This window comes from Streptomyces sp. NPDC088197 (genome assembly GCF_044741185.1).
Lineage (GTDB): Bacteria > Actinomycetota > Actinomycetes > Streptomycetales > Streptomycetaceae > Actinacidiphila.
The window spans coordinates 157,159-182,268 of the sequence record NZ_JBIUSD010000002.1; the positions used below are offsets into that span (position 1 = coordinate 157,159).

The 25,110-nt window shown below is 70.5% G+C and carries 27 protein-coding genes; 17 read left to right on the forward strand and 10 right to left on the reverse strand.

Going from position 1 to position 25,110, the window contains the following annotated elements; genetic code table 11:
• The first annotated feature begins 314 nt into the window (after positions 1-314).
• From ACIOC1_RS05555 to ACIOC1_RS05590, 8 genes are all read left to right on the forward strand, one after another.
• Positions 315-4,442 carry a nitrate- and nitrite sensing domain-containing protein gene (locus ACIOC1_RS05555; RefSeq protein ID WP_401852158.1) on the forward strand — a complete coding sequence of 1,376 codons (4,128 nt, stop codon included), beginning with the start codon at positions 315-317 and terminating at the stop codon, positions 4,440-4,442.
• A gap of 9 nt (positions 4,443-4,451) precedes the next feature.
• Positions 4,452-4,865, forward strand: a complete 414-nt coding sequence (locus ACIOC1_RS05560; protein WP_317452960.1) for a roadblock/LC7 domain-containing protein — start codon at positions 4,452-4,454, stop codon at positions 4,863-4,865.
• Positions 4,866-4,938: 73 nt separating this feature from the next.
• Entirely contained in the window at positions 4,939-5,346 is a 408-nt protein-coding gene (locus ACIOC1_RS05565; RefSeq protein ID WP_093717892.1) for a DUF742 domain-containing protein, read from the forward strand.
• Positions 5,327-5,935 carry an ATP/GTP-binding protein gene (locus ACIOC1_RS05570; protein ID WP_391050368.1) on the forward strand — a complete coding sequence of 203 codons (609 nt, stop codon included), beginning with the start codon at positions 5,327-5,329 and terminating at the stop codon, positions 5,933-5,935. Before ACIOC1_RS05565 ends, ACIOC1_RS05570 begins: the two co-directional genes overlap by 20 nt.
• 489 nt (positions 5,936-6,424) lie before the next feature.
• Positions 6,425-9,526, forward strand: coding sequence for a nitrate- and nitrite sensing domain-containing protein (locus ACIOC1_RS05575; RefSeq protein ID WP_401852163.1), 3,102 nt, complete (start codon positions 6,425-6,427; stop codon positions 9,524-9,526).
• Positions 9,527-9,535: 9 nt separating this feature from the next.
• Positions 9,536-9,949: a roadblock/LC7 domain-containing protein gene (locus ACIOC1_RS05580; protein ID WP_033173109.1), complete on the forward strand. Its 414-nt coding sequence runs from the start codon at positions 9,536-9,538 to the stop codon at positions 9,947-9,949.
• Positions 9,950-10,043: 94 nt separating this feature from the next.
• Positions 10,044-10,622 carry a DUF742 domain-containing protein gene (locus ACIOC1_RS05585; protein WP_391050370.1) on the forward strand — a complete coding sequence of 193 codons (579 nt, stop codon included), beginning with the start codon at positions 10,044-10,046 and terminating at the stop codon, positions 10,620-10,622.
• Positions 10,603-11,202: an ATP/GTP-binding protein gene (locus ACIOC1_RS05590; RefSeq protein WP_355349403.1), complete on the forward strand. Its 600-nt coding sequence runs from the start codon at positions 10,603-10,605 to the stop codon at positions 11,200-11,202. The genes ACIOC1_RS05585 and ACIOC1_RS05590 overlap by 20 nt, the downstream gene beginning before the upstream one ends.
• Positions 11,203-11,304: 102 nt before the next feature.
• Here the strand turns inward: ACIOC1_RS05590 and ACIOC1_RS05595 are convergent, their stop codons facing one another.
• From ACIOC1_RS05595 to ACIOC1_RS05610, 4 genes are all read right to left on the reverse strand, one after another.
• Positions 11,305-11,514 (reverse strand): acyl-CoA carboxylase epsilon subunit, encoded by a 210-nt coding sequence (locus ACIOC1_RS05595; RefSeq protein WP_391050371.1) that lies wholly within the window; start codon positions 11,512-11,514, stop codon positions 11,305-11,307.
• Between the two features lie 14 nt (positions 11,515-11,528).
• Positions 11,529-13,112 carry an acyl-CoA carboxylase subunit beta gene (locus ACIOC1_RS05600; protein ID WP_355349397.1) on the reverse strand — a complete coding sequence of 528 codons (1,584 nt, stop codon included), beginning with the start codon at positions 13,110-13,112 and terminating at the stop codon, positions 11,529-11,531.
• A 168-nt stretch (positions 13,113-13,280) separates the two neighbouring features.
• Entirely contained in the window at positions 13,281-14,150 is an 870-nt protein-coding gene (locus ACIOC1_RS05605) for an HpcH/HpaI aldolase/citrate lyase family protein (protein WP_401852168.1), read from the reverse strand.
• Entirely contained in the window at positions 14,147-15,256 is a 1,110-nt protein-coding gene (locus ACIOC1_RS05610; protein ID WP_401852171.1) for an HpcH/HpaI aldolase/citrate lyase family protein, read from the reverse strand. Before ACIOC1_RS05610 ends, ACIOC1_RS05605 begins: the two co-directional genes overlap by 4 nt.
• Before the next feature lie 211 nt (positions 15,257-15,467).
• Between ACIOC1_RS05610 and ACIOC1_RS05615 the strand changes: the two genes are divergently transcribed.
• Positions 15,468-15,683: a type II toxin-antitoxin system VapB family antitoxin gene (locus ACIOC1_RS05615; protein ID WP_355349388.1), complete on the forward strand. Its 216-nt coding sequence runs from the start codon at positions 15,468-15,470 to the stop codon at positions 15,681-15,683.
• Entirely contained in the window at positions 15,680-16,102 is a 423-nt protein-coding gene (locus tag ACIOC1_RS05620) for a PIN domain nuclease (RefSeq protein WP_401852173.1), read from the forward strand. Before ACIOC1_RS05615 ends, ACIOC1_RS05620 begins: the two co-directional genes overlap by 4 nt.
• 34 nt (positions 16,103-16,136) lie before the next feature.
• On the opposite strand, the gene ACIOC1_RS05625 is transcribed toward ACIOC1_RS05620, so the two are convergent.
• The 3 genes from ACIOC1_RS05625 to ACIOC1_RS05635 are packed head-to-tail and all read right to left on the reverse strand — an operon-like array spanning position 16,137 to position 17,985.
• A complete protein-coding gene (locus tag ACIOC1_RS05625) occupies positions 16,137-17,177 on the reverse strand; it encodes a hypothetical protein (RefSeq protein ID WP_401852175.1) in 1,041 nt (346 codons plus the stop codon).
• On the reverse strand, positions 17,174-17,737 hold the full coding sequence (locus tag ACIOC1_RS05630) for an RNA polymerase sigma factor (RefSeq protein WP_401852178.1): 564 nt from the start codon (positions 17,735-17,737) through the stop codon (positions 17,174-17,176). Before ACIOC1_RS05630 ends, ACIOC1_RS05625 begins: the two co-directional genes overlap by 4 nt.
• Positions 17,734-17,985, reverse strand: coding sequence for a hypothetical protein (locus ACIOC1_RS05635; protein ID WP_355349376.1), 252 nt, complete (start codon positions 17,983-17,985; stop codon positions 17,734-17,736). The genes ACIOC1_RS05630 and ACIOC1_RS05635 overlap by 4 nt, the downstream gene beginning before the upstream one ends.
• Positions 17,986-18,125: 140 nt before the next feature.
• Between ACIOC1_RS05635 and ACIOC1_RS05640 the strand changes: the two genes are divergently transcribed.
• The 7 genes from ACIOC1_RS05640 (at position 18,126) to ACIOC1_RS05670 (ending at position 22,640) form a co-directional block, all read left to right on the forward strand.
• A complete protein-coding gene (locus ACIOC1_RS05640; RefSeq protein WP_188284956.1) occupies positions 18,126-18,950 on the forward strand; it encodes a helix-turn-helix transcriptional regulator in 825 nt (274 codons plus the stop codon).
• On the forward strand, positions 18,947-19,285 hold the full coding sequence (locus ACIOC1_RS05645; RefSeq protein WP_401852180.1) for a DUF397 domain-containing protein: 339 nt from the start codon (positions 18,947-18,949) through the stop codon (positions 19,283-19,285). The genes ACIOC1_RS05640 and ACIOC1_RS05645 overlap by 4 nt, the downstream gene beginning before the upstream one ends.
• 78 nt (positions 19,286-19,363) lie before the next feature.
• A complete protein-coding gene (locus ACIOC1_RS05650) occupies positions 19,364-19,840 on the forward strand; it encodes an SRPBCC domain-containing protein (protein ID WP_391050378.1) in 477 nt (158 codons plus the stop codon).
• A gap of 82 nt (positions 19,841-19,922) precedes the next feature.
• Entirely contained in the window at positions 19,923-20,501 is a 579-nt protein-coding gene (locus tag ACIOC1_RS05655; RefSeq protein WP_355349367.1) for an RDD family protein, read from the forward strand.
• Between the two features lie 69 nt (positions 20,502-20,570).
• Positions 20,571-21,101 (forward strand): hypothetical protein, encoded by a 531-nt coding sequence (locus ACIOC1_RS05660; protein ID WP_391161478.1) that lies wholly within the window; start codon positions 20,571-20,573, stop codon positions 21,099-21,101.
• A 64-nt stretch (positions 21,102-21,165) separates the two neighbouring features.
• Positions 21,166-22,113 (forward strand): RHS repeat domain-containing protein, encoded by a 948-nt coding sequence (locus ACIOC1_RS05665; RefSeq protein WP_401852183.1) that lies wholly within the window; start codon positions 21,166-21,168, stop codon positions 22,111-22,113.
• A 26-nt stretch (positions 22,114-22,139) separates the two neighbouring features.
• On the forward strand, positions 22,140-22,640 hold the full coding sequence (locus ACIOC1_RS05670; protein ID WP_401852185.1) for a hypothetical protein: 501 nt from the start codon (positions 22,140-22,142) through the stop codon (positions 22,638-22,640).
• Here ACIOC1_RS05670 and ACIOC1_RS05675 read toward each other — a convergent pair.
• From ACIOC1_RS05675 to ACIOC1_RS05685, 3 genes are all read right to left on the reverse strand, one after another.
• Complete coding sequence (locus ACIOC1_RS05675; protein WP_391161482.1) at positions 22,633-23,136, reverse strand: DUF1877 family protein; 504 nt, start codon at positions 23,134-23,136, stop codon at positions 22,633-22,635. The genes ACIOC1_RS05670 and ACIOC1_RS05675 overlap by 8 nt on opposite strands.
• A 51-nt stretch (positions 23,137-23,187) precedes the next feature.
• A complete protein-coding gene (locus tag ACIOC1_RS05680) occupies positions 23,188-23,646 on the reverse strand; it encodes a GNAT family N-acetyltransferase (RefSeq protein WP_355348151.1) in 459 nt (152 codons plus the stop codon).
• 209 nt (positions 23,647-23,855) lie between these two features.
• On the reverse strand, positions 23,856-24,794 hold the full coding sequence (locus tag ACIOC1_RS05685; RefSeq protein WP_401852189.1) for a hypothetical protein: 939 nt from the start codon (positions 24,792-24,794) through the stop codon (positions 23,856-23,858).
• Positions 24,795-25,110 lie beyond the last annotated feature (316 nt).

The following is a 25,110-nucleotide window of genomic DNA, read 5'->3' on the forward strand; positions in this document are numbered from 1 at the left end:
GGGGGGTGCTAGGTCCGGAATCCCCCGCTTTCACCACATCAAATGTCAACACTCAGTGCTTGGCCCGACGCGACGAGTAACGGATTCCAACAGGTCGGCTACGGCCCTTGTTGGGAGATCCAGCACTGTGCTGGAATTCCCCGGACCGCCGCATCACATCGAGCCGGCGCGCAGGGGGCGCGTTCGAGCACCGAGCGGTGGTGAAGGGCATCAATCGGCCTCCTCGCAACCCGGGGCGGCCTGAGCCCCCATGACTCGACACCGTCCTGTCCGCTTCATCGCGGGGGACGCCTGGTCCAGAGGTTGCGACGCTAGTGCAGGGACGTTTCAAGAGGGACAGCGGCGCTGCGGGCGACCCGGAGCAGCAGCCCGGCGGGACCGGCAACGGCCCGACACCGCAGCAGGCGGGTGACTCGGCGAGCACTGCGCCGGGCACGACGGCTGCCACCGGACGACCGAGCACGCCCAGCGGCATCGAGGCGGGCAAGATCACCGGTCTCGCGGGCAAGCCGGGGCCCCGAATAGCCATGCGCAACTGGCGCATCAGCACCAGACTCGTCTCCCTGCTCGCCCTCCCGGTGGTCACGGCCACCGTCCTGGGCGGCATGCGCATCAACAGCTCGCTGGACAACATCAACCAGCTCGAGCACATGAAGACGCTGACCGACATCACCGAGCACGCGACGCAGCTCGCCGCCGCGCTCCAGGAGGAACGGGACAGCTCGGCCGGACCGCTGTCGTCCGGCGACAAGACCAACGACGCGGTGGAGGCCTCCCGGCAGGCCACCGACCGCGAGTACAAGCAGTATCTGAACGCCAGCGACAACGTCTCCGAGCGCGACCCGGTCTTCTCCGGCGTCCGCGCCACCCTGCTGGCGATCGGCACGCAGCTCGCCAACCTGGCGGAGATCCGCGACGAGGCGTACACCTCGACCTCCACCATCTCGCAGACGGTCTCGCAGTACGACGACCTGGTGCAGTCCCTGCTCTCGCTGTCCCAGGACATGGCGCAGGCGACCAACAACCCCGAGATGATCCAGAGCACCCGCGCGCTGGCCGCCTTCTCCTCCGCCAAGGAGTACGAGTCGATCCAGCGCGCGGTGATCAGCGCCGCGCTGGCCACCGGCGGCAAGCTGAACGCCAACGACTACCAGTCGGTGAAGTACGGCGCCGCGAACGAGGACACCGCGCTCACCCGGTTCCAGAAGATCTACGGACCCAAGAGCGCGGCGCTGCTGACCCCGATCGAGGGCGGCAACCTCACGATCAGCGCGCACGACACCACGCGCCAGCGCATCGCCGCCTCGCAGAACGCGATCACCAAGATCGACAGCTCGTACCTCGACTGGGACGACGCGGCCAAGACCAAGATCCAGGCGATGAGCCAGATCGAGCGGTCGCTGCTCAACGAGATGCAGCAGAAGGCCCTCAAGCTGCAGAGCGAGGCCAAGCAGTCCGCGCTGATCTCCGGCGCGATCATCCTGCTGGTCCTCGGCGTCGCCGTGGTCGGCGCCTTCATCGTGGCCCGCTCGATGATCCGGTCGCTGCGCAGGCTCCAGCAGACCGCCAACGACGTGGCCCAGAAGCGGCTGCCCGAGCTGGTCAAGCAGCTCTCCGAGACCGACCCGCAGGACGTCGACACCTCGGTCGAGTCGATCGGCATCAACAGCCGCGACGAGATCGGCCAGGTGGCGCGGGCCTTCGACGAGGTCCACAGCGAGGCCGTACGACTCGCCGCCGAGCAGGCCCTCCTGCGAGGGAACGTCAACGCGATGTTCACCAACCTCTCGCGCCGCAGCCAGGGCCTCATCCAGCGTCAGCTCTCGCTCATCTCCGAACTGGAGTCCCGCGAGGCCGACCCGGACCAGCTCTCCTCGCTCTTCAAGCTCGACCACCTCGCGACCCGCATGCGCCGTAACGGTGAGAATCTGCTGGTCCTCGCCGGTGAGGAGCCGGGCCGCCGGTGGACCCGCCCGGTCCCGCTGGTCGACGTGCTGCGCGCCGCCGCGTCCGAGGTGGAGCAGTACGAGCGGATCGAACTGACGTCGGTACCGTCGGCCGAGGTCACCGGCCGTATCGTCAACGACCTCGTCCACCTGCTCGCCGAGCTGCTGGAGAACGCGACGTCGTTCTCCTCGCCGCAGACCAAGGTGAAGGTCACCGGTCACTCGCTGCCGGACGGCCGGGTGCTGATCGAGATCCACGACACCGGTATCGGCCTGTCGCCCGAGGACCTCGCGGACATCAACGAGCGGCTGGCGAACCCGCCGACGGTGGACGTCTCCGTCTCCCGCCGCATGGGTCTGTTCGTGGTCGGCCGCCTGTCGCTGCGGCACGGCATCCGGATCCAGCTCCGCCCGTCCGACTCCGGCGGTACGACCGCGCTGGTCATGCTGCCCGTGGACGTCACGCAGGGCGGCCGTAACCCCAAGAACATCGGCCAGATGGGCGGCGGGCGCCCCGCGGGCGCTCCCCCGGCCGCCGCGGGCTCCGGCATCGCCGGCGCGTTCGGCAACTCGCCCAACTCCGCGCCGGTCAACCGGCCGCCGCAGCGCACCCCGGTCGCGGGCGGCCAGCAGCGTCCGGCGCTGAGCCCCGGAGCGGGCCGTCCCGGCGGTCCCCCGCAGCAGGGCGGCACGCCGCGCTGGGCGCAGGACCAGAACGGCGGCCAGCAGGGCTTCCCCGACGACCGCGGTCTCCAGGACACCCCGCGCGGCCACGAGGACGTCGAGGCGGCCTCCGCCTTCGACGCTCCCGGACAGGGCCCGCGCGGCGACTTCCAGCAGCCCGGTGGCGCCTTCGGCCGTCCCCCCGGCGGCGGTCAGGACTTCGGCCAGGGCGGTCAGGGCGGTCAGCAGGGCGGCCAGAACTTCAGCGGCCGGCAGGGCGGTCAGCAAGGCGGCCAGCAGAGCGGTCAGCAGCAGCCGGGCCAGTTCCCGCCGCCGCAGCCGCAGAGCACCGGCCCCTCCGGCTTCCGTTCCGACGTGTTCGGCGGTCGCTCGGGCCCCGCGCCGCGGCAGAACGGCCCCGCTGACACCGCGCAGTTCCCGCCGGTCCGCGACGACGACTTCGCACCGACCGGCCAGGGCAACCAGAGCCAGGGCGGCCAGGGTCAGGGCAACCAGGGCAACCAGGGCGGCGGTCGCGGCACCGGCGACACCGGGCAGTTCCCGGTGCAGGGCGGCCCCAACCCGGGCCTGCCGCAGCGCGGCGCCCGCAGCCCCGAAGAGACGTACAGCACGGGTCAGTTCGCGATGCCCGGCCAGCCGCAGGGCGGGCAGGGCCAGGGCGGTCCCGGCGACACGGCGCAGTTCCCGGCCGTGCAGGCCGACGGCACCGGCGAGTTCCGGATGCCCGGCCAGCAGCCGCAGGGCCGTCCGGGCCAGGGCGGTCAACAGGGACAGGGCGGTCAGCCCGGTCAGCAGCAGGGCTTCCCCGGCAACAACCAGTACCAGGGCCCGCCCCCCAGCGGCCCGCGCCCCGACGCCTTCCCCGGCCAGGGTCTGCCGCAGCGCGGCGGCCCCCAGCAGGGCAACGGCGGCCAGGGCTACGACCAGAACCAGCAGCAGTACCAGGACCCGTACGGGACCGGGCAGTTCCCCGTGCAGCCGCAGCAGCCGCAGCAGGGCAACACCGGTCAGTACCCGGTCCAGCAGCCGATGCAGAGCCCGCAGCAGCCCCAGGCGCCGCAGCCGCAGCCTCAGCAGCAGCCCCAGCAGCCCGCCGAGCCGATGGCGCTGCCCCCGGCCCCGACCCGCGGGGACGAGCCGACGCCGATCTTCTCGTCGATCGAGTCGGACTGGTTCCGCACCGGCCAGGCCGAGCGGATGCAGCAGATCCACGTGGAGCAGAGCGCGCGCGGCCAGGAGGCCCCGCCGGTCCGCCCGGTGGGCCGTACGGCTCCGCCCGCGGCCCCGCAGCGGTTCCGCCCGCAGCGCCCCGGCACGACGGCGCCCGGTGTCGCCAATGGCAACGGCAATGGAAACGGCAACGGCGGGAACGGCGGGAACGGCAACGGGAACGGCGTCCAGCGCCCCGGCGGCGGTCAGCAGCAGCCCGTACAGGCGCCGCCCGCCTCCGTGCCCGCTTCGGCGCAGTACCAGGGCCAGGCTCCCGCCGCTCCGGTGGCGCAGCCGCTGCCCAGGGAGACCCCGAACTGGCGGACCTCGCCCAACGACGCGCTGCGTCAGCGGGCCGAGCAGATCCGCGAACCTTCGGCCGGCGGGGTCACTCCGTCGGGGCTGCCGCGCCGGGTGCCGAGGGCCAACCTCGTCGCCGGTGGCGCGGCGCCGCAGCAAGCGCCGCAGGGCGGCCCGCAGATCTCGCGGGCGCCCGACGACGTACGCGGACGTCTGACCAACCTCCGCCGTGGTATCCAGCAGGGCCGCGAGGCCGGGGGCAACACCGACGGCCGTGGTTTCGGTACGAATCAGGAGCGTTAGTTGAGTGCGATGAGCCAGGCGGCACAGAACCTGAACTGGTTGATCACCAACTTCGTGGACAACACCCCCGGGGTGTCCCACACGGTGGTGGTCTCCGCCGACGGCCTGCTGCTCGCGATGTCCGACGGATTCCCCCGCGACCGCGCCGACCAGCTCGCCGCCGTCGCCTCCGGGCTGACCTCCCTCACGGCCGGGGCGTCCCGGATCTTCGAGGGCGGCGCGGTCAATCAGACCGTGGTGGAGATGGAGCGCGGCTTCCTCTTCATCATGTCGGTCTCCGAGGGTTCCTCCATCGCCGTGCTGGCGCACCCCGAGTGCGACATCGGCCTGGTCGGCTACGAAATGGCCCTGCTCGTCGACCGAGCGGGCACCGTCCTCACCCCGGATCTCCGTGCAGAGCTCCAGGGCAGCCTCATGCACTGAACCATCCGTCTCCCCCCATGTTTTTCCGTACTTCCCGCACCGCGACAGCACTGCCCGGACACGGAGGACCCTCATGACCCCGCCACCCGCTTCGCCGGGCCCGTACGGCGCGTCCCACCACGCGCCGTACGGGGTGGAAGGCGATCAGCCGCTGGTTCGGCCGTACGCCATGACAGGTGGCCGCACTCGGCCCCGCTACCAGCTCGCCATCGAGGCGCTGGTCAGCACGACCGCCGACCCGGGGCAGTACGCGGGGCTGCTGCCGGAACACCAGCGGATCTGCCATCTCACGCGCGAGATCAAGTCGGTCGCGGAGATCTCCGCTCTGCTCGCCATCCCGCTCGGTGTGGCCAGGATTCTTGTGGCCGACCTCGCCGAGGCCGGCATGGTCGCCATCCATCAGCCGGGCAGCGGCGAGGCGGGCGGCCAGCCTGATGTGACACTGCTTGAGAGGGTGCTCAGTGGACTTCGGAAGCTCTAGGCCGCAGCCGCAGCCGGCGTACGGCGCGCAGCAATCGGTGCGGTCCACCACGTCTGCGAAGATCGTGGTGGCGGGTGGCTTCGGTGTCGGCAAGACCACGTTCGTGGGTGCCGTGTCGGAGATCAACCCGCTGCGCACCGAGGCCGTGATGACCTCGGCCTCGGCCGGGATCGACGACCTGAGCCACGTCCAGGACAAGACCACCACCACGGTGGCCATGGACTTCGGCCGTATCACCCTGGACGACGACCTGATCCTGTACCTGTTCGGGACGCCCGGCCAGGACCGTTTCTGGTTCATGTGGGACGACCTGGTGCGCGGTGCGATCGGCGCCGTGGTGCTGGTGGACACCCGCAGGCTCGCGGACTGTTTCCCGGCCGTCGACTACTTCGAGAACAGCGGCCTGCCGTTCGTCATCGCCCTCAACGGCTTCGACGGACACCAGCCGTACCGTCCGGAGGAGGTGCGCGAGGCCCTCCAGATCGGGCCCGAGGCACCGATCATCACGACCGACGCCCGCCATCGCGGCGAGGCGAAGAGCGCGCTGATCACGCTGGTCGAGCACGCGCTGCTTGCCCGGCTGAAGTAGCGGGCAGGCTCGGAAGAAGGCTCAACAGACAGGCGCCAGCGGCGAGTTGCTGGTGAAAACAAGCCACGGGGACCGGCTGTGTCAGGAGACACGGCCGGTCCCCGTCTTCATAACATTTCGAGAGAGTTTCGGCGGGCGTCGAACACGGCTCGCGCTCAGCCGGTGTCGCAGCGCGTACATCTGTCATATGGTTTGACGGGGGATTTTACTTATGCCCGTTTTATCTTCGCCGTTACTGTGCCGCGTCCCATATGCCGGACGTTTGGCTGGGGCCTACATGACGTGCTGGAATTCGCAGAACCCGAGAGTAGTAACGGCCTTCGTTCGTGCCGTCGCCGAGAGGTTGTTGGTCCAGTGAGGAACACGAGGCGAGCAGAAGCGGGCCCTGCTCAGGGTCCGCGGGGGAACTTCACGCCGCCCCAACGTCCCGGGGGCGCACCCGCCATCTCGGCTCCCGAGCCGCCGGACGACCCGGGCACCCGGCTGAGCATGCGCAACTGGCGGGTCGCGACCCGCCTCAACGTCATCCTGCTGATCCCGGTCCTGGTCGCCCTCGTCTTCGGCGGCTTCCGGGTCAAGAGCTCGGTCGACACCTGGAGCCAGGCCGACGACGCCGTACGTACCGCGAATCTGGTACGCGCCGCCACGACCTACAGTCACGCACTGATCAACGAACGTGATGTCACCGCGGTTCCGCTGCTGGCGGGAAAACGTGACGATCCGGCGGTCTCCACCGCCCGCGCCGCCACCGACGAGGCGGCCCGCGAATTCGACGCCGCCGCGGCCAAGATGCCGAATGAGGCCGGGCTCAAGCGCCGGATGGCCAACTTCAGGACCGTCGAGCCGCAGCTCGCCACGCTCCGCAAGGTCGCGTACACCCGTCAGCTCTCCGGGGTGCAGACCGAGGAGTTCTACGTCAAGATCCAGCACCCGCTGTTGGAACTGGACAATGAGCTGGGGTACGGCACCAGCAATGTCACCGCCTACGGCCGCACCCTCTACGCGGTGTCACTGGCCAAGGCCGCCGAGTCCCTGACCAGGTCGATCGGCACGCACATCCTGGTGCAGAAGCCGGTCTCCGACAAGGAGCTGGCCCTCCAGAAGACCGCGCTGGGCTCGTACCAGTACCTCCAGGGCATCTCGGTCGCGGAGTACAACGGCAGCGGTACGGCCGCGGACGTGCAGCGGCTTAAGGACGCGCAGGCCGCCGCGGAGAAGAAGGGCACCGATCTGATCGGCGAGGCGCAGCGCAAGGCGGAGGCCGCGCACACGGCGTTCGTCGTACCGCCGGACCTGCCGAAGATGGTCACCGAGATCGCCACGCCGGGGAAGACCGTCGCGCAGCTGCGCGCCGAGGGCATCACGCCCGAGTCGTACTTCGCCGCCTCCACGCTCTCCTTCGACGCTTACCACACGGTCGAGAACTCGCTGGCCGACCAGGCCGCCGCCGACGCCTCGACGATCGCGTCGAACGCCAAGCGGGACGCGATCGTGAACTCCGCGATCGTGATCGTGGCGCTGATCCTGGCCTTCATCGTGGCGGGCATGATGGCCCGCTCGATGAGCCGGGCGATGCGGCGGCTGCGCGGCGCGGCCTTCGAGATCGCCGAGACGCGGCTGCCGTCGATGGTCGACCAGCTCTCGCGGACCGACCCGGGCCGGGTGGACACCACCGTGGCGCCGATCCCGATCAACAGCCAGGACGAGATCGGCGAGGTCGCGCGCGCCTTCGACCAGGTGCACCGCGAGGCCGTGCGGCTCGCCGCGGAGCAGGCGCTGCTGCGGGGCAACGTCAACGCGATCTTCACCAACCTCTCGCAGCGCAACCAGGGCCTCATCCAGCGCCAGCTCACCCTGATCACCGAGCTGGAGAACAACGAGGCCGACCCCGACCAGCTCGAGCACCTCTTCCAGATGGACCACCTCGCCACCCGCATGCGCCGCAACGGCGAGAATCTGCTGGTCCTCGCGGGTGAGGAGCCGGGCCGGCAGTGGAATCAGCCGATTCCGCTGGTCGACGTGCTCCGCGCCGCCGCGTCCGAGGTGGAGGCGTACGACCGTATAGAGCTGGTCGGCATCCCGGAGACGGACATCCACGGCAGCGCCGTGACCGACCTGGTGCACCTGCTGGCCGAGCTGCTGGAGAACGCGACGACGTTCTCCTCGCCGCAGACCAAGGTGCGGGTGACCGCGACCCGGCTGCCGGACGGCCGGGTGATGGTGGAGATCCACGACAAGGGCATCGGCCTGACCGCCGAGGACTTCGCCGACATCAACCACAAGCTGGCCGACCCGCCGACGGTCGATGTCGAGATCGCCAAGCGGATGGGCCTGTTCGTGGTCGGGCGGCTGTCCGACCGGCACGGCATCCGGGTGCAGCTCAGGCCGTCGGGCGAGCAGGCGGGTACGACCTCGCTGGTGATGCTGCCCGAGCCGATCACCCACGGCGGTGGCGGCGAGGCCCTGCTGCCGGAGGACGACGAGCGCGACTTCACCGTCTCGCGGATCGTGCCCGAGCAGTCGGTGCAGGACGTCGGCCACATGCCGACCGCGGCCGAGCTGGGCTTCGACGACTCGCGTTACGAGACCGCCGACGGTACGGCGGCGCCGACGCTCGACCCGGTGGGCCGGTCGCTGGTCCGCGAGGAGCGCCGCGCCCAGCTCGAAGCGGCCACGTCGGACCGCCAGGGCGACGAGCCCGGCTTCCCGGAGCAGAACGGTTTCCCCGGACAGGGCGGCTACCCGGAGCAGGCGGAGCAGAACGGCTACCCGGAGCAGGGCCGGCAGGCGCAGCCCGCGTACGACCCGAGCTTCGACCCCGGCTATCAGCAGCAGACCTACGAGCAGGGCTTCCAGTCCGGTTACGAGCAGCAGGGCTACCAGCGGAACGGTTTCCCCGAGAGCGCGCGGGCCTTCGAGGACGGCGCGGTGCCGGGGTACGGGCAGGGCGCTCAGCAGGGCTATGACCAGGGCGTCCCGCAGGGCTTCGACCAGGGATTCGACCAGCCCTACGACCCCGCGTACGGCCAGAGCTTCCAGCCGGAGTTCACCGGTTACCAGGCCCCGTCGCAGGAGTGGCCGGTTCCGGAGCCCCCGCAGGAGCCCGAGCCGCGGGCGGACGTAACGGAATCCGCTCCGCCGCTCCCCCAGCGGCCGTCCGAGAGCGTAGGCTCCCCTTCGCTGACGGACGCGGGTTTGCCGCGCCGTGACCGCCAGCGGCCGGAACCACCTCAGGAACAGCCTGCCCAGGAGGCTCCAGAGCCCCGGCAGCACCGGGAACCGGAGCCGACGACCGAATGGCGGTCGACGAATGACGAGAACTGGCACCGGGCCGAGCAGGTCCGCGAGCCCAAGGCGGGCGGGGTCACCCCCTCGGGCCTGCCCCGACGGGTGCCCAAGGCCAATCTGGTCCCGGGTACCGCGGCGCAGACCCCGCAGGGCGGCCCACAGGTCTCCCGCGCCCCCGAGGACGTACGCGGCAGGTTGAGTAACCTGCGGCGTGGCGTCCAGAAGGGACGCACTGCTGGAACTGATACGAACGGACAGGCCACCGAGCACCCATTCGGCGGCCCCCAGAACCAGGAGCGCTAGTTGAGTCCGATGAGCCAGGCGGCACAGAACCTGAACTGGTTGATCACCAACTTCGTGGACAACACCCCCGGGGTGTCCCACACGGTGGTGGTCTCCGCCGACGGCCTGCTGCTCGCGATGTCCGACGGATTCCCCCGCGACCGCGCCGACCAGCTCGCCGCCGTCGCCTCCGGGCTGACGTCGCTCACCGCCGGAGCCTCCCGCATCTTCGAGGGCGGCTCCGTCAACCAGACCGTGGTGGAGATGGAGCGCGGCTTCCTCTTCATCATGTCCGTCTCCGACGGATCCTCGCTGGCCGTATTGGCGCACCCCGAGTGCGACATCGGCCTGGTCGGCTACGAAATGGCCCTGCTCGTCGACCGAGCGGGCACCGTCCTCACCCCGGACCTGCGGGCCGAGCTTCAGGGCAGCCTGCTCAACTAGCTCGAACAGCGTCAACAAAGCGAAGGGCAGCGGTCGTCCGAGTACCAGCCGGGTACTCGGACGGGGGATCGCAGCCGTATCAGGAGGAGGACTCGTGAGCACGTCCCCCGGTGGAGACCCGTACGGCAGCCAGCATCAGCCGCCCCTCAACCCCTACAACTTCCCCTCGGCGCCCTCTCCGGAGCCCGAGCCGCAGTACCGGCAACCGCGTATCCAGCCCTACGCGCCGCCGCAGGGCCCCCGCCACGGCGGCGGCAGCGGCGGTCACGGGGGCGGCGGCAGTTACGGGAACGGCGGTGGGAGCGGCGGCGCGAGCAAGCGGCCCCCCGCCCCTTCCGGGCTCGTCCGCCCTTACGCGATGACCGGCGGCCGTACCAGGCCGCGTTACCAGCTCGCCATAGAGGCGCTGGTCAGTACCACCGCCGACCCCGAGCGACTGCGTGGGCAGTTGCCGGAACACCAGCGGATCTGCCTGCTCTGCCGGGAGATCAAGTCGATCGCGGAGATCTCCGCTCTGCTGACGATTCCGCTCGGTGTGGTCCGGATTCTCGTGGCCGACCTGGCTGAGGCCGGACTGGTCCAGATCCACCAGCCCGGCGGCGACGAGTCCTCGGGCGGACAGCCAGCCGTGACATTGCTTGAAAGGGTGCTCAGTGGACTTCGGAAGCTCTAGCGGGGGCTCCAGCGGGGGCGATACGGTCCGCCGGTCGACCACGTCTGCGAAGATCGTGGTGGCCGGCGGGTTCGGCGTGGGCAAGACCACGTTCGTCGGGGCCGTGTCGGAGATCAATCCGTTGCGCACCGAAGCAGTGATGACGTCCGCGTCGGCCGGGATCGACGATCTGACGCACGCGCCGGACAAGACCACGACGACCGTGGCGATGGACTTCGGCCGCATCACGCTCGACGAGGATCTGATCCTCTATCTGTTCGGGACGCCGGGGCAGGACCGTTTCTGGTTCATGTGGGACGACCTGGTGCGCGGAGCGATCGGCGCGATCGTGCTGGTCGACACGCGGCGCCTGGCGGACTGCTTCCCGGCCGTCGACTACTTCGAGAACAGCGGCCTGCCGTTCGTCATCGCCCTCAACGGCTTCGACGGACACCAGCCGTACGGTCCCGAGGAGGTCCGTGAGGCCCTCCAGATCGGGCCCGAGGCCCCCATCATCACGACGGACGCGCGCAATCGCGGCGATGCCAAGAGCGCGCTCATCACGCTGGTCGAGCACGCCCTGATGGCGCGGCTGCGGTAGGCGCCGGGTCCCCTCTCCCGTAACGGCTTCGGGCCCCACCGCGAAAGCGGTGGGGCCCGAAGCCGTCGTGGGTCGCGCCGGGCGGCCCGTGGAAGGTGCGGCTCAGCCCTGCCAGGAGTGCGGGGCGCGGAAGCCGGGGGTGCGCTCCAGGCGGCGCCAGCCGGCCGTGGAGCGGCGCTTGGGGGTGTCGGCGGCCTCGGGGGCGTCACCGGCGGCGGCACGCGCCAGCAGGATGGCGGTGAGCGCGGCCAGCTCCTCAGGAGCGGCGTGCCCCTTCTCGACGCGCACGAGGGAATCGGCGGGAGTGCTCAAGGTGGTCTCCATGACTACTGGGGCGGGTTGCCGTGCTTGCGCGACGGCAGGTCCGCGTGCTTGGTGCGGAGCATCGCCAGCGAGCTGATCAGCACCGCGCGGGTGTCCGCGGGGTCGATCACGTCGTCGACGAGGCCGCGCTCGGCCGCGTAGTACGGGTGCATCAGCTCGGACTTGTACTCCTTGACCATGCGCGTCCGCATCGCCTCGGGGTCGTCGGCCTCCGCGATCTGGCGGCGGAAGATGACGTTGGCGGCGCCTTCCGCTCCCATCACCGCGATCTCGTTGGTGGGCCAGGCGTAGGTCAGGTCGGCGCCGATGGACTGCGAGTCCATGACGATGTACGCGCCGCCGTACGCCTTGCGCAGGATGATCGAGATGCGCGGCACGGTGGCGTTGCAGTACGCGTACAGCAGCTTCGCGCCGTGCCGGATGATGCCGCCGTGCTCCTGGGAGACGCCGGGCAGGAAGCCCGGCACGTCCAGCAGCGTGACCAGCGGGATGTTGAAGGCGTCGCACATCTGGACGAAGCGGGCGGCCTTCTCGGACGCCTCGATGTCCAGCACACCGGCCAGCGACATCGGCTGGTTGGCGATGATGCCGACCACCTGGCCGTCGAGCCGGGACAGCGCGCAGATGATGTTGGTCGCCCAGCGCTCGTGGATCTCCAGGAACTCGCCCTCGTCGACGATCTCCTCGATGACCTTGCGCATGTCGTAGCCGCGGCTGCCGTCGGCCGGCACCAGGTCGAGCAGGACGTCGCCGCGCCGGTCGGCCGGGTCGTGGCTCTCGACGGCGGGCGGGTTCTCGCGGTTGTTCTGCGGGAGCAGCGAGAGCAGGTAGCGCACCTCTTCGAGGCAGGTCTGCTCGTCGTCGTACGCGAAGTGCGAGACGCCGGAGACCTCGGAGTGGACGTCGGCGCCGCCGAGTCCGTTCTGCGTGATCTTCTCGCCGGTCACGGCCTGGACGACGTCGGGACCGGTGATGAACATCTGCGAGGTCTCGCGGACCATGAACACGAAGTCCGTGAGCGCCGGGCTGTACGCCGCGCCGCCCGCGCACGGGCCGAGCATCACCGAGATCTGCGGGATCACGCCCGACGCCTTGGTGTTGCGCTGGAAGATGCCGCCGTATCCGGCGAGCGCCGAGACGCCCTCCTGGATGCGGGCCCCGGCACCGTCGTTGAGGGAGATCAGGGGCGCGCCGGCCGAGATGGCCATGTCCATGATCTTGTGGATCTTGGTGGCGTGCGCTTCGCCGAGCGCGCCGCCGAAGATCCGGAAGTCGTGGGCGTAGACGAAGACCGTACGGCCGTGGACGGTGCCCCAGCCGGTGATGACGCCGTCGGTGTAGGGCCGCTTGGCTTCGAGACCGAAGCCGACCGCACGGTGCCGCCGCAGCGGTTCCACCTCGCGGAAGCTGTCCTCGTCGAGCAGCAGATCGATCCGCTCGCGGGCGGTGAGCTTGCCCTTGGCCTTCTGGGCCTCGGTCGCCCGCTCGCTCGGCCCGCGACGGACCTGCTCGCGGATGGCGAGCAGATCGGCTACGCGACCGCGGGCGTCGTTCACGTCCGCAGGCACCTCTTGCGATGTGGTCATGCCTCGACAGTACGAGCGGGAACCGAATAACGGGCCATCTACTTCGTACAGTGTCCGTCCGCACTTCATGGTGGATCCCAACAGAAGCGCATGCGGGCGGGGCCCCGCCGCCGGTCGGCCGGGCCCCGCTTCTTGTCGCTTTTTGCCCGTCCTTGACGGGCATTCGGGTCAGCGTCCGGCGACGGCCTCGGCCAGGGCGAGGACCCTGCGGGCCTCTTCCACGTGCAGATTCTCGATCATCCTGCCGTCCACGGTGACCACGCCTCGCCCCTGTGACGTGGCCTCTTCGAAGGCTTCGACGATCCGGCGGGACCTGTCGATCTCCTCCTGCGCGGGGGCGAAGATCCGGTTGCACGGTTCGAGCTGCGTGGGGTGGATCAGCGTTTTGCCGTCGAAGCCGAGCTGCCTGGCTTGTCGGGTCTCGGCTTCGAAGCCGGGCAGATCACGTACGTCGTTGTAGACACCGTCCAAGACGGCCTTGCCGCTGGCGCGGGCCGCGAGCAGGGCGAGCGACAGACCGGTGAGCAGCGGGGCCCTGCCCGGTACGTGCTCGGCGCGTAGTTCCTTGGCGAGGTCGTTGGTGCCCATGACGAGGACGGTGAGCCGCGGGGAGGCCGCCGCGATGGCCGCTGCGGCGAAGACGGCCCGCGGGGTCTCGATCATCGCCCAGATCGCGGTGCGGTCCGGGGCCCCGGCCCTCACCAGGGCCTCCTCGACCTCCCGTACGGTCTCCGGGGAGTCGACCTTCGGTACGACGACGGCGTCCGGGGCCGCTTCCGCCGCGGCCTTCACGTCGTCGGCGTACCAGGGGGTGCCGGGCGCGTTGACCCGGACGGTCACCTCGCGGTAGCCGTACTCGCCGCTCGCCGCGGCCTCGGCGACGCGCTTGCGGGCGTCGGCCTTGGCGTCGGGGGCGACGGAGTCCTCCAGGTCGAGGATGAGGGCGTCGGTGGGGAGGGTCTTGGCCTTCTCCAGGGCGCGGTCGTTGGCGCCGGGCATGTAGAGGACGGAGCGGCGGGGGGTGATCCGGTCGTTCATCGGGTGTCCTCCTTCTCGGCCTGCTCGGCCCTCTCCACTTGCTCGGCCTGCTCCGCCTTCTCCGCCGCCGCGTAGGCGTCGGCCAGCTCCGGGTCGCGGGCGGCGAGGGCGTCCGCCAGTTCCGACACCACCAGGCACTGCTTGTACGTGGCGTCGTCCTGCATCTTGCCGTCGATCATCACCGCGCCCGTACCGTCGCCCATGGCGTCGATCACCCGGCGCGCCCAGGCCACGTCCTCGGGGGCGGGCGAGAAGACCCGCTTGGCGACGGCGATCTGCACCGGGTGCAGCGACCACGCGCCGACGCACCCGAGCAGGAAGGCGTTGCGGAACTGGTCCTCGCAGGCCGTCACGTCCTGGATGTCCCCGAAGGGCCCGTAGTACGGCAGAATCCCGTGCGCGGCGCAGGCATCGACCATTCGGGCGATCGTGTAGTGCCACAGGTCCTGCTGGTACGTCGCCCGGGGCGCGCCGTCGCCCTTCGGGTCCTCCCGCACCAGGTAGCCGGGGTGTCCCCCGCCGACCCTGGTGGTCTTCATCCGGCGGCTCGCGGCGAGGTCGGCCGGGCCGAGCGACAGCCCCTGCATCCGGGGGCTCGCGCCCGCGATCTCCTCCACATTGGCCACGCCGGTCGCTGTCTCCAGGATCGCGTGCACCAGGATCGGCCGTTCGACGTGTGCCTTGGCCTCGAGCTGCGCCAGCAGCCGGTCCACGTAGTGGATGTCCGCCGCGCCCTCCACCTTCGGCACCATGATGACGTCGAGGCGGTCGCCGATCTCCGTCACCAGCGTCAGCAGGTCGTCCAGCGCCCACGGCGAGTCCAGGCTGTTGATCCGCGTCCACAACTGCGTGTCGCCGAAGTCGTTCGCCTTCGCGACCGCCACCAGGCCCTCGCGCGCCGCCACCTTGCGGTCCGCCTGTACGGCGTCCTCCAGATTCCCCAGCAGCACGTCGACCTGCGGCGCCAGCGTCGGCACCTTCGCCGCCATCTTCTCGTTGCCGGGATCAAAGAAGTGGATCATCCGCGAGGGCCGGAACGGCACCTCCCGCACGGGGGCCGGTGCCCCCACGGCCAACGGCCGAAAGAAGTCCTTCGCCGAGCGCATGCCATCTCCCGTTTCATCGATCGAGGGTGGGGAGCCTACGTCTGTGCCCGCACGTATGAGCCCGCCCGCGCCCATCCGTACGCCGCTCACCTTATGACCGCGCCCCTCTCCGGGTTACCCGACAGTACGTGTGCCGTTCGTCACCGGCCCGTTTTCGATATCGAGCGAGATATACTCGACACCTAAGTTGATATCACCAGAGGTGCATCATATGAGCCGGACCGTGATCGACCTGGACGACGAACTGCTCGCCGATGTGGCCCAGGCCCTTGGCACGGGCACGAAGAGAGAGACCGTCAACACAGCCCTGCGTGAGGTTTTGGAGAACCGGAGACGAGCGCTCGCCCTCACGCGTTTGCGTGCCCAAGCCGCCAACGGGGCCTTCGACTTGGAGATCTTCGAGGACAAGACGAACTACCGCCGGTGAGCGCGGCGCAGTTTCTGATCGACACCAGCGCCCTCGCACGGATCATGCGCGGCGACGCGGAGCAGTTCGGCTGGGACCAAGCGGCAGCGGCCGGTCTGATCGCCACCTGCCCGATCACCGAGTTGGAGTTCTTCTACAGCGCAGGGTCGGCCGCCGACCGTGCGCAAGCCACCGCGGACATGCGCATGCTGTTCGGCTGGGTGCCCGTGGACGACCGCGCGTACGACCGCGCCTGGCAAGTGCAGGGCGTCCTCACGGAACGCGGAGAGCACCGCAGCACCGGCGCCGTGGACTTGGTGGTCGCCGCCACAGCGGAACTGCAGGGCCTCACCCTCCTGCACCGCGACCGCGACTTCGAGCGCGTCGCGGCCGTTACCGGCCAGGCACTCCAGTGGTACGGGCCTCCGGCCGGGAAGTAGTCGGCCCCAGGGCAAGCCGGGCTCTGGGGGCCTCCTACGGGTCCACGGAGTCGGAGACGGTGGCCGAGTCGCCTCGGACGACGTAGATGGCGCTGCCCGGCGGGGACTCGTCCGAGCGGGAACGGAGGTCGGCGAGGTCGAAGCCGGGGGGCCAGCGGGTGCCGGTCTCGGTCCAGCGGACGGCGGTGAGGTCGGCACCGCGCAGGTCGACCGAGGTGAGGTCGGTGACGGTGAAGTCGTCCAGGAGCAGGGCCATCCGCTGGTCGTCGTGGGTGACCAGGTGAGTGGCGAACTGGCGCCGCACCAGGGCGATCCGGACCGCGCCGAGGATGCGGGCGGCGCGTTCGGCCAGGGCCCGGTCGAGGCCGGGGGCGGCGGCGATTTCGTAGGCCAGATCAGCCGTCCACGACAGGTAGGAGTCTCCTCCGGCGGCCATCCCGTGCGTCGCCTCGCGGGCGAGTCGCAGAGCCTCCCTGAGATAGCCGTCCGCGGTCAGGGGCCGGCCGGGCGCCGGTTCAGCGCGCCCGAGGAAGGTCGCCGCACGGCGGAAAGCGCTGACGAACTCGGGTTCCCTGACCATATGCCGGGCGAAGTCGAGGACCGCCGCGAGCAGATCGACGCGGTCGAGGGCGCGCCCCCAGTCTCCGCCGTCGTCGTCCGCGAGGCGCTGTGCCAGGAAGACGGCCCGCGTACCGGCGGCGATCTGCGGCTGGCTCCGCACTTCCATGCGCCCGACGGCCGGGGTCAGCGTGGATTCAAACTTGGCCATGCCAGCAGGGAAGTTGACGTGCAGCATCGCCTCCACGAGGTTCGGACTCCTGGGCGGGGCGTACTTCGTGGTCGGGGCGGGTGGCGGCGGCGCGCCGGGAATCCGGTCCGGGTCCGGCGCGGGGAGTACGGACGCGAGGCCCGCGTCGACGTCGAGGGGCACGTCCTGTGTGAGAGCCGCGTGGCGGGACTGGAGCAGCACCTCGGACAGACCCGCCTCGATGTCGAGGACGCCGTCGAGGTCCCCGGCGAGGGAGCGGGCGTGCTCCGCGAGCAGCCACTCGTCGTGGTGATGTTCAGCCGTCACCGGTCGTCCTCCTCGGCGAGGAGACGCACGGCGGCGCGCCGCGCCTTCTTCAGACTGGCGCGTACGGCCTCGGGAGTCATCGTCAGTTGCTCGGCGATCTCGGCGGGCGCGTACCCGTCCAACGTCCAGGCCAGGATCTGCCGTTGGCGCGGCGGAAGACTCCGGAGCAGGGCGAGCGTCACATGCCGCTCCTCCAAGTCGGCGTACGCGTCCGGACGCGGCAGCAGCGAGGTGGGTTCCGGCACCTCGTCCACCGGGTCCTCCCGGACCGCCGCCGTCTTGCGGGCGAGCGCGCGGGCGGCGACGGTGCGGACGTACGCGCGCGGAGTGCGGACCGTGGTCCAGTAGCGGTGGACCTGGATCATCGCCTCCTGCGCCATGTCGGCCGCGACGGCCAGCGCGGCCCCGTGGTGCAGCAGAAAGACGACGAGGCCGCGTATCTCGGCGCGGTAGAAGTCCGAGAACTCCTCGTCCACGGTGCCGCGTACGCGCTCGGGGGCCCCGGTCTCCCCCGGTAAGCGCTGTGCCGACGCGGTGGTCGGCGGTTCATGGTCGGTCACGTGCTCTCATCGTCCCTTCGGCCCGCCGCGCGGCTGATCGTCAGGTGGAGCCGGTGGCCGCCACCGCGTGCGTCGTCCAGTTCCAGCCGGTCCCCCGCCCCGAGGCCGTTGACGGCCTCGGCGAGATACGCGGCGCGCGCGTGCTCGTAACGCGCCCGCCAGCGCAGCCGCAGCCAATACCCCAGCAGCGCGCACCCCTTGGCCGTGAGAACCGAGAGAACGGTGACGGCAAGCGTGGCCCGGTCCATGGTGTCCCTCCCCGAGGGGCCGTGGATTTCGGCCCGCTACAGAAGAAGAGGCGCGGGACCGTACCCCGCGTGAACCCGTACAACCGGACTGTACGAGCCGGACGAGGGTGGCGCGGGTTTGGGACGGAAATAGAGATCGCATGCCCTACGGAAAGCGACCACGAAAAAACTCAGCGTGGCGCGTCATCGGCGCCACGGTCGGCCAGTTCAGGCGTGCGAGCGGTATGTCGCAGCAGCGGCTCGCCGACGAGGTGAATCTCAGCCTGGACCAGATCGCATCGATCGAGCAGGGCCGCAGACCGCTCGGCCTGCGGCTGGCCCGCCAGCTCGACCAGTTGCTCCGCACGAGCCAGACGCTGGAGGTGGCCGTCGCCGAAGTCCCGCAGGCGGAGCGGTATCCGCTGTTCGCGCAGGACTACATGGAGGAGGAGCCGCTGGCGCTGAGCCTGATGTCGTACGAGAACCAGGTCGTGCCGGGCCTGCTCCAAACCGAGGGTTACGCGCGAGCCGTGTTCGGCAACCTGTACCCGCCGCTGAGCCCCGACGAGCTTGAGGAGAAGGTCGCCGACCGAGTAACCCGGCAGAGCATCTTCGATCGCTTGCCCTGGCCGCCGATGATGACATTCGTCCTGGAGGAGTCCATCCTGCGGCGGCCGATCGGCGGCCGCAGGGAGTTGCACCGCCAGATCGCACACCTGCGGGAGCTGGCCCAACTCCCCTTTCTGAACATCCAGATCATGCCAACCGACCGTGAGCATCACGCGGGGCTCGCAGGTCCGATGGTGCTGCTGGAAACGCCCGCTCACGAGCACTTGGCATACCTGGAAGGTCAACACGTGAGCGTGCTGGTCGATGATCCAGATGATGTCGCTCTGCTCCAACAGAAATATGGGATGCTGCGTTCACAGGCCCTCACGCCCGAGGAGAGCATGAGCCTGATGGACGATCTGCTAGGAGACCGATGAACCGCGCAGCACGGCCAAGCCCCTCCCCCGACCTCGTCTGGGTCAAGTCCAGCTTCAGCAGTGATGCGGGCGGGAACTGCGTCGAATTCGCCTACGACTGGCGCAAGTCCTCGTACAGCAGCGATGAGGGCGGCAACTGCGTCGAGGTCGCGTGCGACTGGCACAAGTCCTCACACAGCACCGGCGAAGGCGGCAACTGCGTCGAGGTCGCCGCGCATCCACAGGCGATTCACATCCGCGACTCGAAGGACCCCGAGGGCCCGGCGCTCACCGTCACGCCCGCCGCGTGGTCGGCGTTCGTGACGTTCGCCGCCGCGCAGCAGCCCGCGCTCTGACGTATCGGGCGACATGTCCGACGGATCGCCCGCACGGCGTGAGTGCGGGCGCCGCCGTTGCGGTCCTAGACTCGGCTCATGGGTAGGACCGACCGCGCCAGCCGGGTGATCGCGGCACCACCGGCGACCATCTACGGCGCCCTCATCGACCGCGACTCCCTCGAAGCCTGGCTGCCGCCGGACGGTATGCGCGGCCGGATCGAGCACTGGGACCCCCGCCCCGGCGGCGGCTTCCGTATGGTGCTCACGTATCTCGACGCGGCCGACAGCCCGGGCAAGTCCTCGGACGCGACGGACGTCGTCACGGTCGCCTTCACGCAATTGGTCCCGCACCGCCGCGTCGTCCAGCAGGCCGTCTTCGAGGCGGACGACCCTCTGTACGCGGGCACCATGACGATGACCTGGTCTCTCACGCCCACCGACGACGCCGGCGACGCCACCGAGGTCGCCGTCACCGCCACCGACGTACCGCCCGGTATCGACCAGGCCGACCACGAAACCGGCATCGCCTCCTCGCTCGCCAACCTCGCCACGTACGTCGAACCGATCGGCTGACCGGCCCCGGCTGGGCGAGTGGTACGCAATCGTTGCAGGTAGAGGGTTGTCTCCTGCCGGTAGGCCCTGTGTACTCGGCGGCATGAGTGACAGACAGCCACCTCCATACGACGGCGACAACGGCGGACAGTCCGGCCCCTGGGAGCACAACCCGCAGGGGCAGCAACAGCCCAACCCCTATGGCCAGCCCGGCCCTTACGGGCAGGGACCCATACCGTCCTACCCCGGCGGCGGCCAGCCTGACGTCGCGAACTACGGTCAACAGCCGACCGGAATGCCCCCGTTGGCCAACTGGGGGGCGCGGGCGGGTTCGTATCTCATCGACGCGCTCATCCTCGGTGTCCCGTACGCGATCCTGCGCTTCGGCATCGGCGGCACGGCCGGGGCCCTGCTGGGCGCGGTCGTCGCCCTGGCCGGTTCGATCTACTTCTCCTACATGGAGGGTACGACCGGGCAGACGCCGGGCAAGAAGGTCGTGGGCACCCGCACGCTGCGCGAGGCGGACGGCCAGGTCCTCGGCTTCGGTCTGGCCTTCGGCCGGCGCCTGCTGCACATCCTGGACGCTCTGCCCTGCTACCTCGGCTTCCTGTGGCCCGCCTGGGACGCCAAGAAGCAGACCTTTGCGGACAAGATCGTCCACTCCGTCGTCATCAAGCCCTGACCCGCACCCTGTTGTCCGTGTGCCCCGGCCCTGCCGCCGGGGCGCCCGGACACGGATAGGCCCGCCTCCATGGACTGGGACCGCGAACGTCCCTGGCGCGACAACATTTGGGTCCGCCTCGCGCCCGCCGTGCTCTACGTCGCCGTGTGCCTGTTCTGGCTGCCCGCCCCCACCGTCCCGCTCGTCGGCGGCATGGCCGGCGGCTTGGTGTTTGCGTGGCGAGACCTGAGAAGCCGGCGGCACATCGCCTCAGAGACCGGGCTCACCCCCCGGCAGGTCGCCGTGGCCGCCCGCCTCATGCGCAAGGAGGTCATCCCCTCCGACCCCGCGGCCCGCCACGCCATGACCCTCCTCCTGCACCGCCAACGCCGGGCAGCCCGCACCACCCGCCGCCTGGCGCTCGCCCTCGCCACCCTCTTCGCCGCCCTGGGCGCCGCCGTGCTCCTGTGGGGCCCCACCGCCAAGGACCTCGCCGCCATCTACCTGGCCCTCGCCGCCCTCCTTCTCCTCACCACCCTCCCCTCCACCCGCCGCACCACCCACCGCCTGGCCCGCACCGAAGCCCACCTCACCCCGCCCCCTCCCCTGCTGGAGCAGTGATCCGCAGGCCGCGACCACCTGTTCCGGTCATCGGGAACCCCGCCGCAGTTCCCACACGTCACTCATGACCGAGGTGAAACAATGCCCCGGAGCTGACGGGGACCACGGGGGGACGGGCGTCACCACGCCGGACGGCAGCGTCTGGCGCTATCTGTACGACGCGCTGGGCCGTCGGATCGCCAAGCAGCAGTGGGGCGACAGCGGCCTCATCGCGGAGACCGTGTTCGTCTGGGACGGCGCGCGCATGACGGAAGAGGTGACGGGGCAGGCCGCCACGACCTGGGAGTACGCGCCTGGCACACACCGTCCGCTGGCCCAGATCGATGAACGCTTCTACGCCATCGTCACCGATCTCATCGGTGCCCCCAGCGAACTCATCGGCTCCGACGGCGATGTGGCGTGGCGGAGCACGCGCACGGTATGGGACCGGCAACCAGCCGTCGACGGGCAGACCGACTGCCCGCTGCGCTTCCCCGGCCAGTACGCCGACGCCGAGACCGAACTCCACTACAACCATCTGCGGTATTACGACCCGGTCACCGCCCGCTACCAGAGCCCCGATCCCCTCGGCCTGGTCCCGGCTCCCAACCACCACACGTATGTGGAGAATCCATACGACGAGATCGACCCGTTCGGCCTGAGTCCCTGTACGGAACTGGGTCGCGCCCTCAAGCCGGGCGAGATCTTCATCTACCGTGCCGTCCAGGCCAAGGAGCTGGCACAGCTGCTCAAGACGCGGCGGTTCGAGAACGTCCTCGGCATCGAGACCAAGTACTTCTCGACGACGATGGAGGGCGCGGCGGCTTATGCCCGGGCCGCGTTCAAGGCGTACAAGGAAGAAGGTCCTTATACCCTGGTCAGATCGGTGATCCACAAGGACGCGATCAACCCCGAGAGCCTGATCGACCACCTGGCGGACGCGGGCGGCGGAATCGACGCTCTGGCCCTGTCCGTGGAAGAGATGGCCCACGCGGGACGAGTTCGCGTCCTTCCCTTCATGCCCCTGCCCTGATGCACCCCTTCTGAGTGGAACGCGACGTGGACATCATCATCGTTTCGGACAACGCACGGCTTCTTGAGGTGTGGCGGCGGCATTTGGGGGATGGTCTGCCGGTGGAGTTGTGGGAGGCCGAGGCCCGGGACGTGGGCGCTGATGCCGTGATGGTGGCCGGGGTGTTCGCGCACGGGCGGTACGGGGGGAAGCCGACGCCGGGGCGGGCGCAGATTTTGCGGAACGTGCGGGGGGACGGTTATCCGGGTCTTGTCGTGGTGCCCGCCACGCGCCCGGCGATGCTGGACGGCGAGGGGCGACCGGTGGTGCGGCCGGAGTACGCCGACGTCAGCCCCGCGTATTTCGGGGTGTCGCGGGCGCTCGAGGCGGTGCGGGAGTGGAACGCGGGCGGGGAGGTGCCGCGAGTGGACGTACTGCTGTTTCCGCTCGGGCTGTTGGGAATGGAGTCCGTCGAGGACACGGCTACGCCGGAGGCTGTGGGGAGGGCGGTGCGTGAGGGGTGGGAGGCGCTGGGAGGGGCTAGCTGAGCCAGAGGGCTATCGCGTCGCCTTCGGCGGCTGCCGCTTGGAAGAAGGGGACGAGGGCCTCGTAGTGCTGGGTCGCGTATTCGAGCGTTTCGAGGGCCTGGCCCTCGACGCTCGGGTAGAGGACGCCCTCTTCGACCTCGGCTTCGGTGAGGTCCTTGGTGAGGGCGGCGGCGGGGAGTGCGGTCAGGGCGGCGGCGGCCGTGCGGACCTGGTCGGGGGTGAGGTAACGGGGCGGGCCGTAGCCCCAGTCGCCGGCGCCGGGTATCGGCTGGCCGCCGTGGACGATGTCGAGCGGGAACTCGATCCGCCGGAACAGGAAGTCCAGGGCGTCCCACGCCTTGTCGATGTCGAGACAGCGCGGCTGACCCGCGCCCGTGGTCTCCTCCGACTCGGCGTACATCAGGTCGAAGACGAACTCCTGCGTCCAGTCCGGTTCCCGGACGGCGCGGTCGAGTTCGGCGGGTGTCAGACGTGCGTAGTTCTCGATCATGCCCATGCGTCGCATGCTAGCGCCGGGGTCTGACACCCGCCGCCCCTGGAAAGGGGGTTACGGCCAGCGCATGGAGAGGTCGGGCTCCTTCTCCATGTTGCGGGAGCCGTCGTTGGTGTCGACCAGCGTGAAGCCGTGGTGCTCGTAGAAGGCGCGGGCGTCGGTGTTGCGCTGGAAGGCGAAGAGGGTGAGGCCGGCGGGGCTGTGCGCCTTGGCGCGGGCGAGGAGGCGGCTGCCGATGCCCTGGCGGCGCACCTCCGCCAGGAGGTAGAGGGCGTCGAGGACCCCGTCCTCGACGGACGCGTAGCCGACGACGGCGCCGCCCTGCTCGGCCACCCACACCGCCGAGCCGGGCAGCACGATGTCCCGCACCCACGCCTCCACTTGGGCGTCCGTCCGCTTGCGCGGCGGCAGGTACGGCATGGTCACCTCGCGCGAGGTGACGTGGACGTGCGCGATGGCGGCGGCGTCGGCCGCCACCGCGTCCCTGACGATGGTCTCGGGGGTGTCTGTCACCCGCGTGACCTTACGTATCGGGGGCCGTGGGCTCGACCCATTTTCCGTCACCCCTGCCAGGACGGCCCCGCCCGGGACGGCCCCGCACGGGACGGCTGCCGCCGTGGGCGGGGCTCGGGGTGCTGGCCGCGTGGGCGGCGGCGGCCCTGCTCGGGGGCGGGCTGCTGCTGCGGGGACGGGACGCGTGACGGAGCAGGGGGGCGCGCTCCTCACAGGGCGGGCAGGTGCAGGCGGCCCCGGCCCTCCCGCACGTGGGGCAGGACGGTCGGGTCGCCGACCAGCGCGCCGTCCAGGTCCGTCGTCACGCGCAGGGCGTGTTTGCCGAGGTAGACGGGGCCCGGCTCGGGCTCGTCGCGGTAGAGGACGAAGCCGGTGACGCGGTCGACGCGGTTCGGGAGCAGCCGCCACACGCCGGTCGCGGAGCACACCGTCGCTTCCGGGACCGCCTCGGCCAGCCACGCGGCGGCGCTCGCCTCCACGGCGGCGGCGAAGCGCTGGCTGTCGTCGAAGGGGCGGACGAGGTCGAGGCGCCCCGAGCCGGGGACGGGGACGCCGTCGCGCCAATCGAACCAGGCGCGGTAGTACGGGCGTTGGCCGGACAGGGCGGCGAGCCGCCGTCTCGCGGTCACCCGCAGCAGCGTCGGGGCGCTCGGGTCGCGGTCCTTCAGGCCCGCCACCAGGTCGGGGTGGGCGATCAGTACGGTCGTGGGCGTGGCGCCGGACCAGCGGGTCAGGCACGCGGCGATACGGGTGAGGAGGTCGTCGACCGTTCCGTTACGGGGGTCGGCCGCGATCCACGGCTCGGCGACGACGTTGCCGAGGGCGTACACCTCGTAACCGCCTGCGCGGAACGCCGCGTCGAGGCCGCGCCAGGTACGCGCCCGGTCCAGGGCGTCCGCCACCGCCTTGCGCAGCTCGTCCTCTTCCGGCTCCGCCCGGTACACCCTCAGCCGCACGACGGCGTCCGGGTCGTCCGTCACCCGGAACATCACCTCGGCGCCGCCGGCCGCGGGGAAGCGGGAACGCGCGCCGTAGACGGACAGTCGGCCGGGGAAGAGGCGGTCGCCCATGCGGGCCGCCGTGCGGCGGTGCCGCCGCGTGCCGAGCAGACCTGTCGCCGCTCCGAGCAGCATCACCAACCACAGCACGGGGGGCTCCTTTCGCCTACCCCGACGCTAGCCGTCCGCCTCCGGCGCGGGCCTGAGCATCCGTACTCATCCTTCCCGGGGCGCGGCCCCGTGCGGTTCCTCTGCTGTGGGGCGGTTCGCCGATCTTTTGAGGGGCGCGGGGAACCGCGCGCTCAGCCACCGACGGTGGCGCGGCCTTTTGAAGACCGGCGCCAGCGGGGCAGATGCCGTTGTCTTCGGGCTGACAGCCCGGTGGGGGCTGGTCGCGCGGTTCCCCGCGCCCCCGAGAACAAGGCCCTGTGCTGCGGCAGCGCACGTTCCCCGCGCCCCGGAGGGG

Excerpts from the sequence above, each read along its gene's own strand:
- ACIOC1_RS05600 (WP_355349397.1), bottom strand. The coding sequence starts at position 13,112 with ATGACCACATCGCAAGAGGTGCCTGCGGACGTGAACGACGCCCGCGGT.
- ACIOC1_RS05640 (WP_188284956.1), top strand. The coding sequence starts at position 18,126 with ATGCCCTACGGAAAGCGACCACGAAAAAACTCAGCGTGGCGCGTCATC.
- ACIOC1_RS05665 (WP_401852183.1), top strand. The coding sequence starts at position 21,166 with ATGACCGAGGTGAAACAATGCCCCGGAGCTGACGGGGACCACGGGGGG.
- ACIOC1_RS05655 (WP_355349367.1), top strand. The coding sequence starts at position 19,923 with ATGAGTGACAGACAGCCACCTCCATACGACGGCGACAACGGCGGACAG.
- ACIOC1_RS05615 (WP_355349388.1), top strand. The coding sequence starts at position 15,468 with ATGAGCCGGACCGTGATCGACCTGGACGACGAACTGCTCGCCGATGTG.
- ACIOC1_RS05635 (WP_355349376.1), bottom strand. The coding sequence starts at position 17,985 with ATGGACCGGGCCACGCTTGCCGTCACCGTTCTCTCGGTTCTCACGGCC.
- ACIOC1_RS05580 (WP_033173109.1), top strand. The coding sequence starts at position 9,536 with ATGAGCCAGGCGGCACAGAACCTGAACTGGTTGATCACCAACTTCGTG.
- ACIOC1_RS05565 (WP_093717892.1), top strand. The coding sequence starts at position 4,939 with ATGACCCCGCCACCCGCTTCGCCGGGCCCGTACGGCGCGTCCCACCAC.
- ACIOC1_RS05560 (WP_317452960.1), top strand. The coding sequence starts at position 4,452 with ATGAGCCAGGCGGCACAGAACCTGAACTGGTTGATCACCAACTTCGTG.
- ACIOC1_RS05650 (WP_391050378.1), top strand. The coding sequence starts at position 19,364 with ATGGGTAGGACCGACCGCGCCAGCCGGGTGATCGCGGCACCACCGGCG.
- ACIOC1_RS05605 (WP_401852168.1), bottom strand. The coding sequence starts at position 14,150 with ATGAACGACCGGATCACCCCCCGCCGCTCCGTCCTCTACATGCCCGGC.
- ACIOC1_RS05675 (WP_391161482.1), bottom strand. The coding sequence starts at position 23,136 with ATGGGCATGATCGAGAACTACGCACGTCTGACACCCGCCGAACTCGAC.
- ACIOC1_RS05645 (WP_401852180.1), top strand. The coding sequence starts at position 18,947 with ATGAACCGCGCAGCACGGCCAAGCCCCTCCCCCGACCTCGTCTGGGTC.
- ACIOC1_RS05610 (WP_401852171.1), bottom strand. The coding sequence starts at position 15,256 with ATGCGCTCGGCGAAGGACTTCTTTCGGCCGTTGGCCGTGGGGGCACCG.
- ACIOC1_RS05660 (WP_391161478.1), top strand. The coding sequence starts at position 20,571 with ATGGACTGGGACCGCGAACGTCCCTGGCGCGACAACATTTGGGTCCGC.
- ACIOC1_RS05575 (WP_401852163.1), top strand. The coding sequence starts at position 6,425 with ATGCGCAACTGGCGGGTCGCGACCCGCCTCAACGTCATCCTGCTGATC.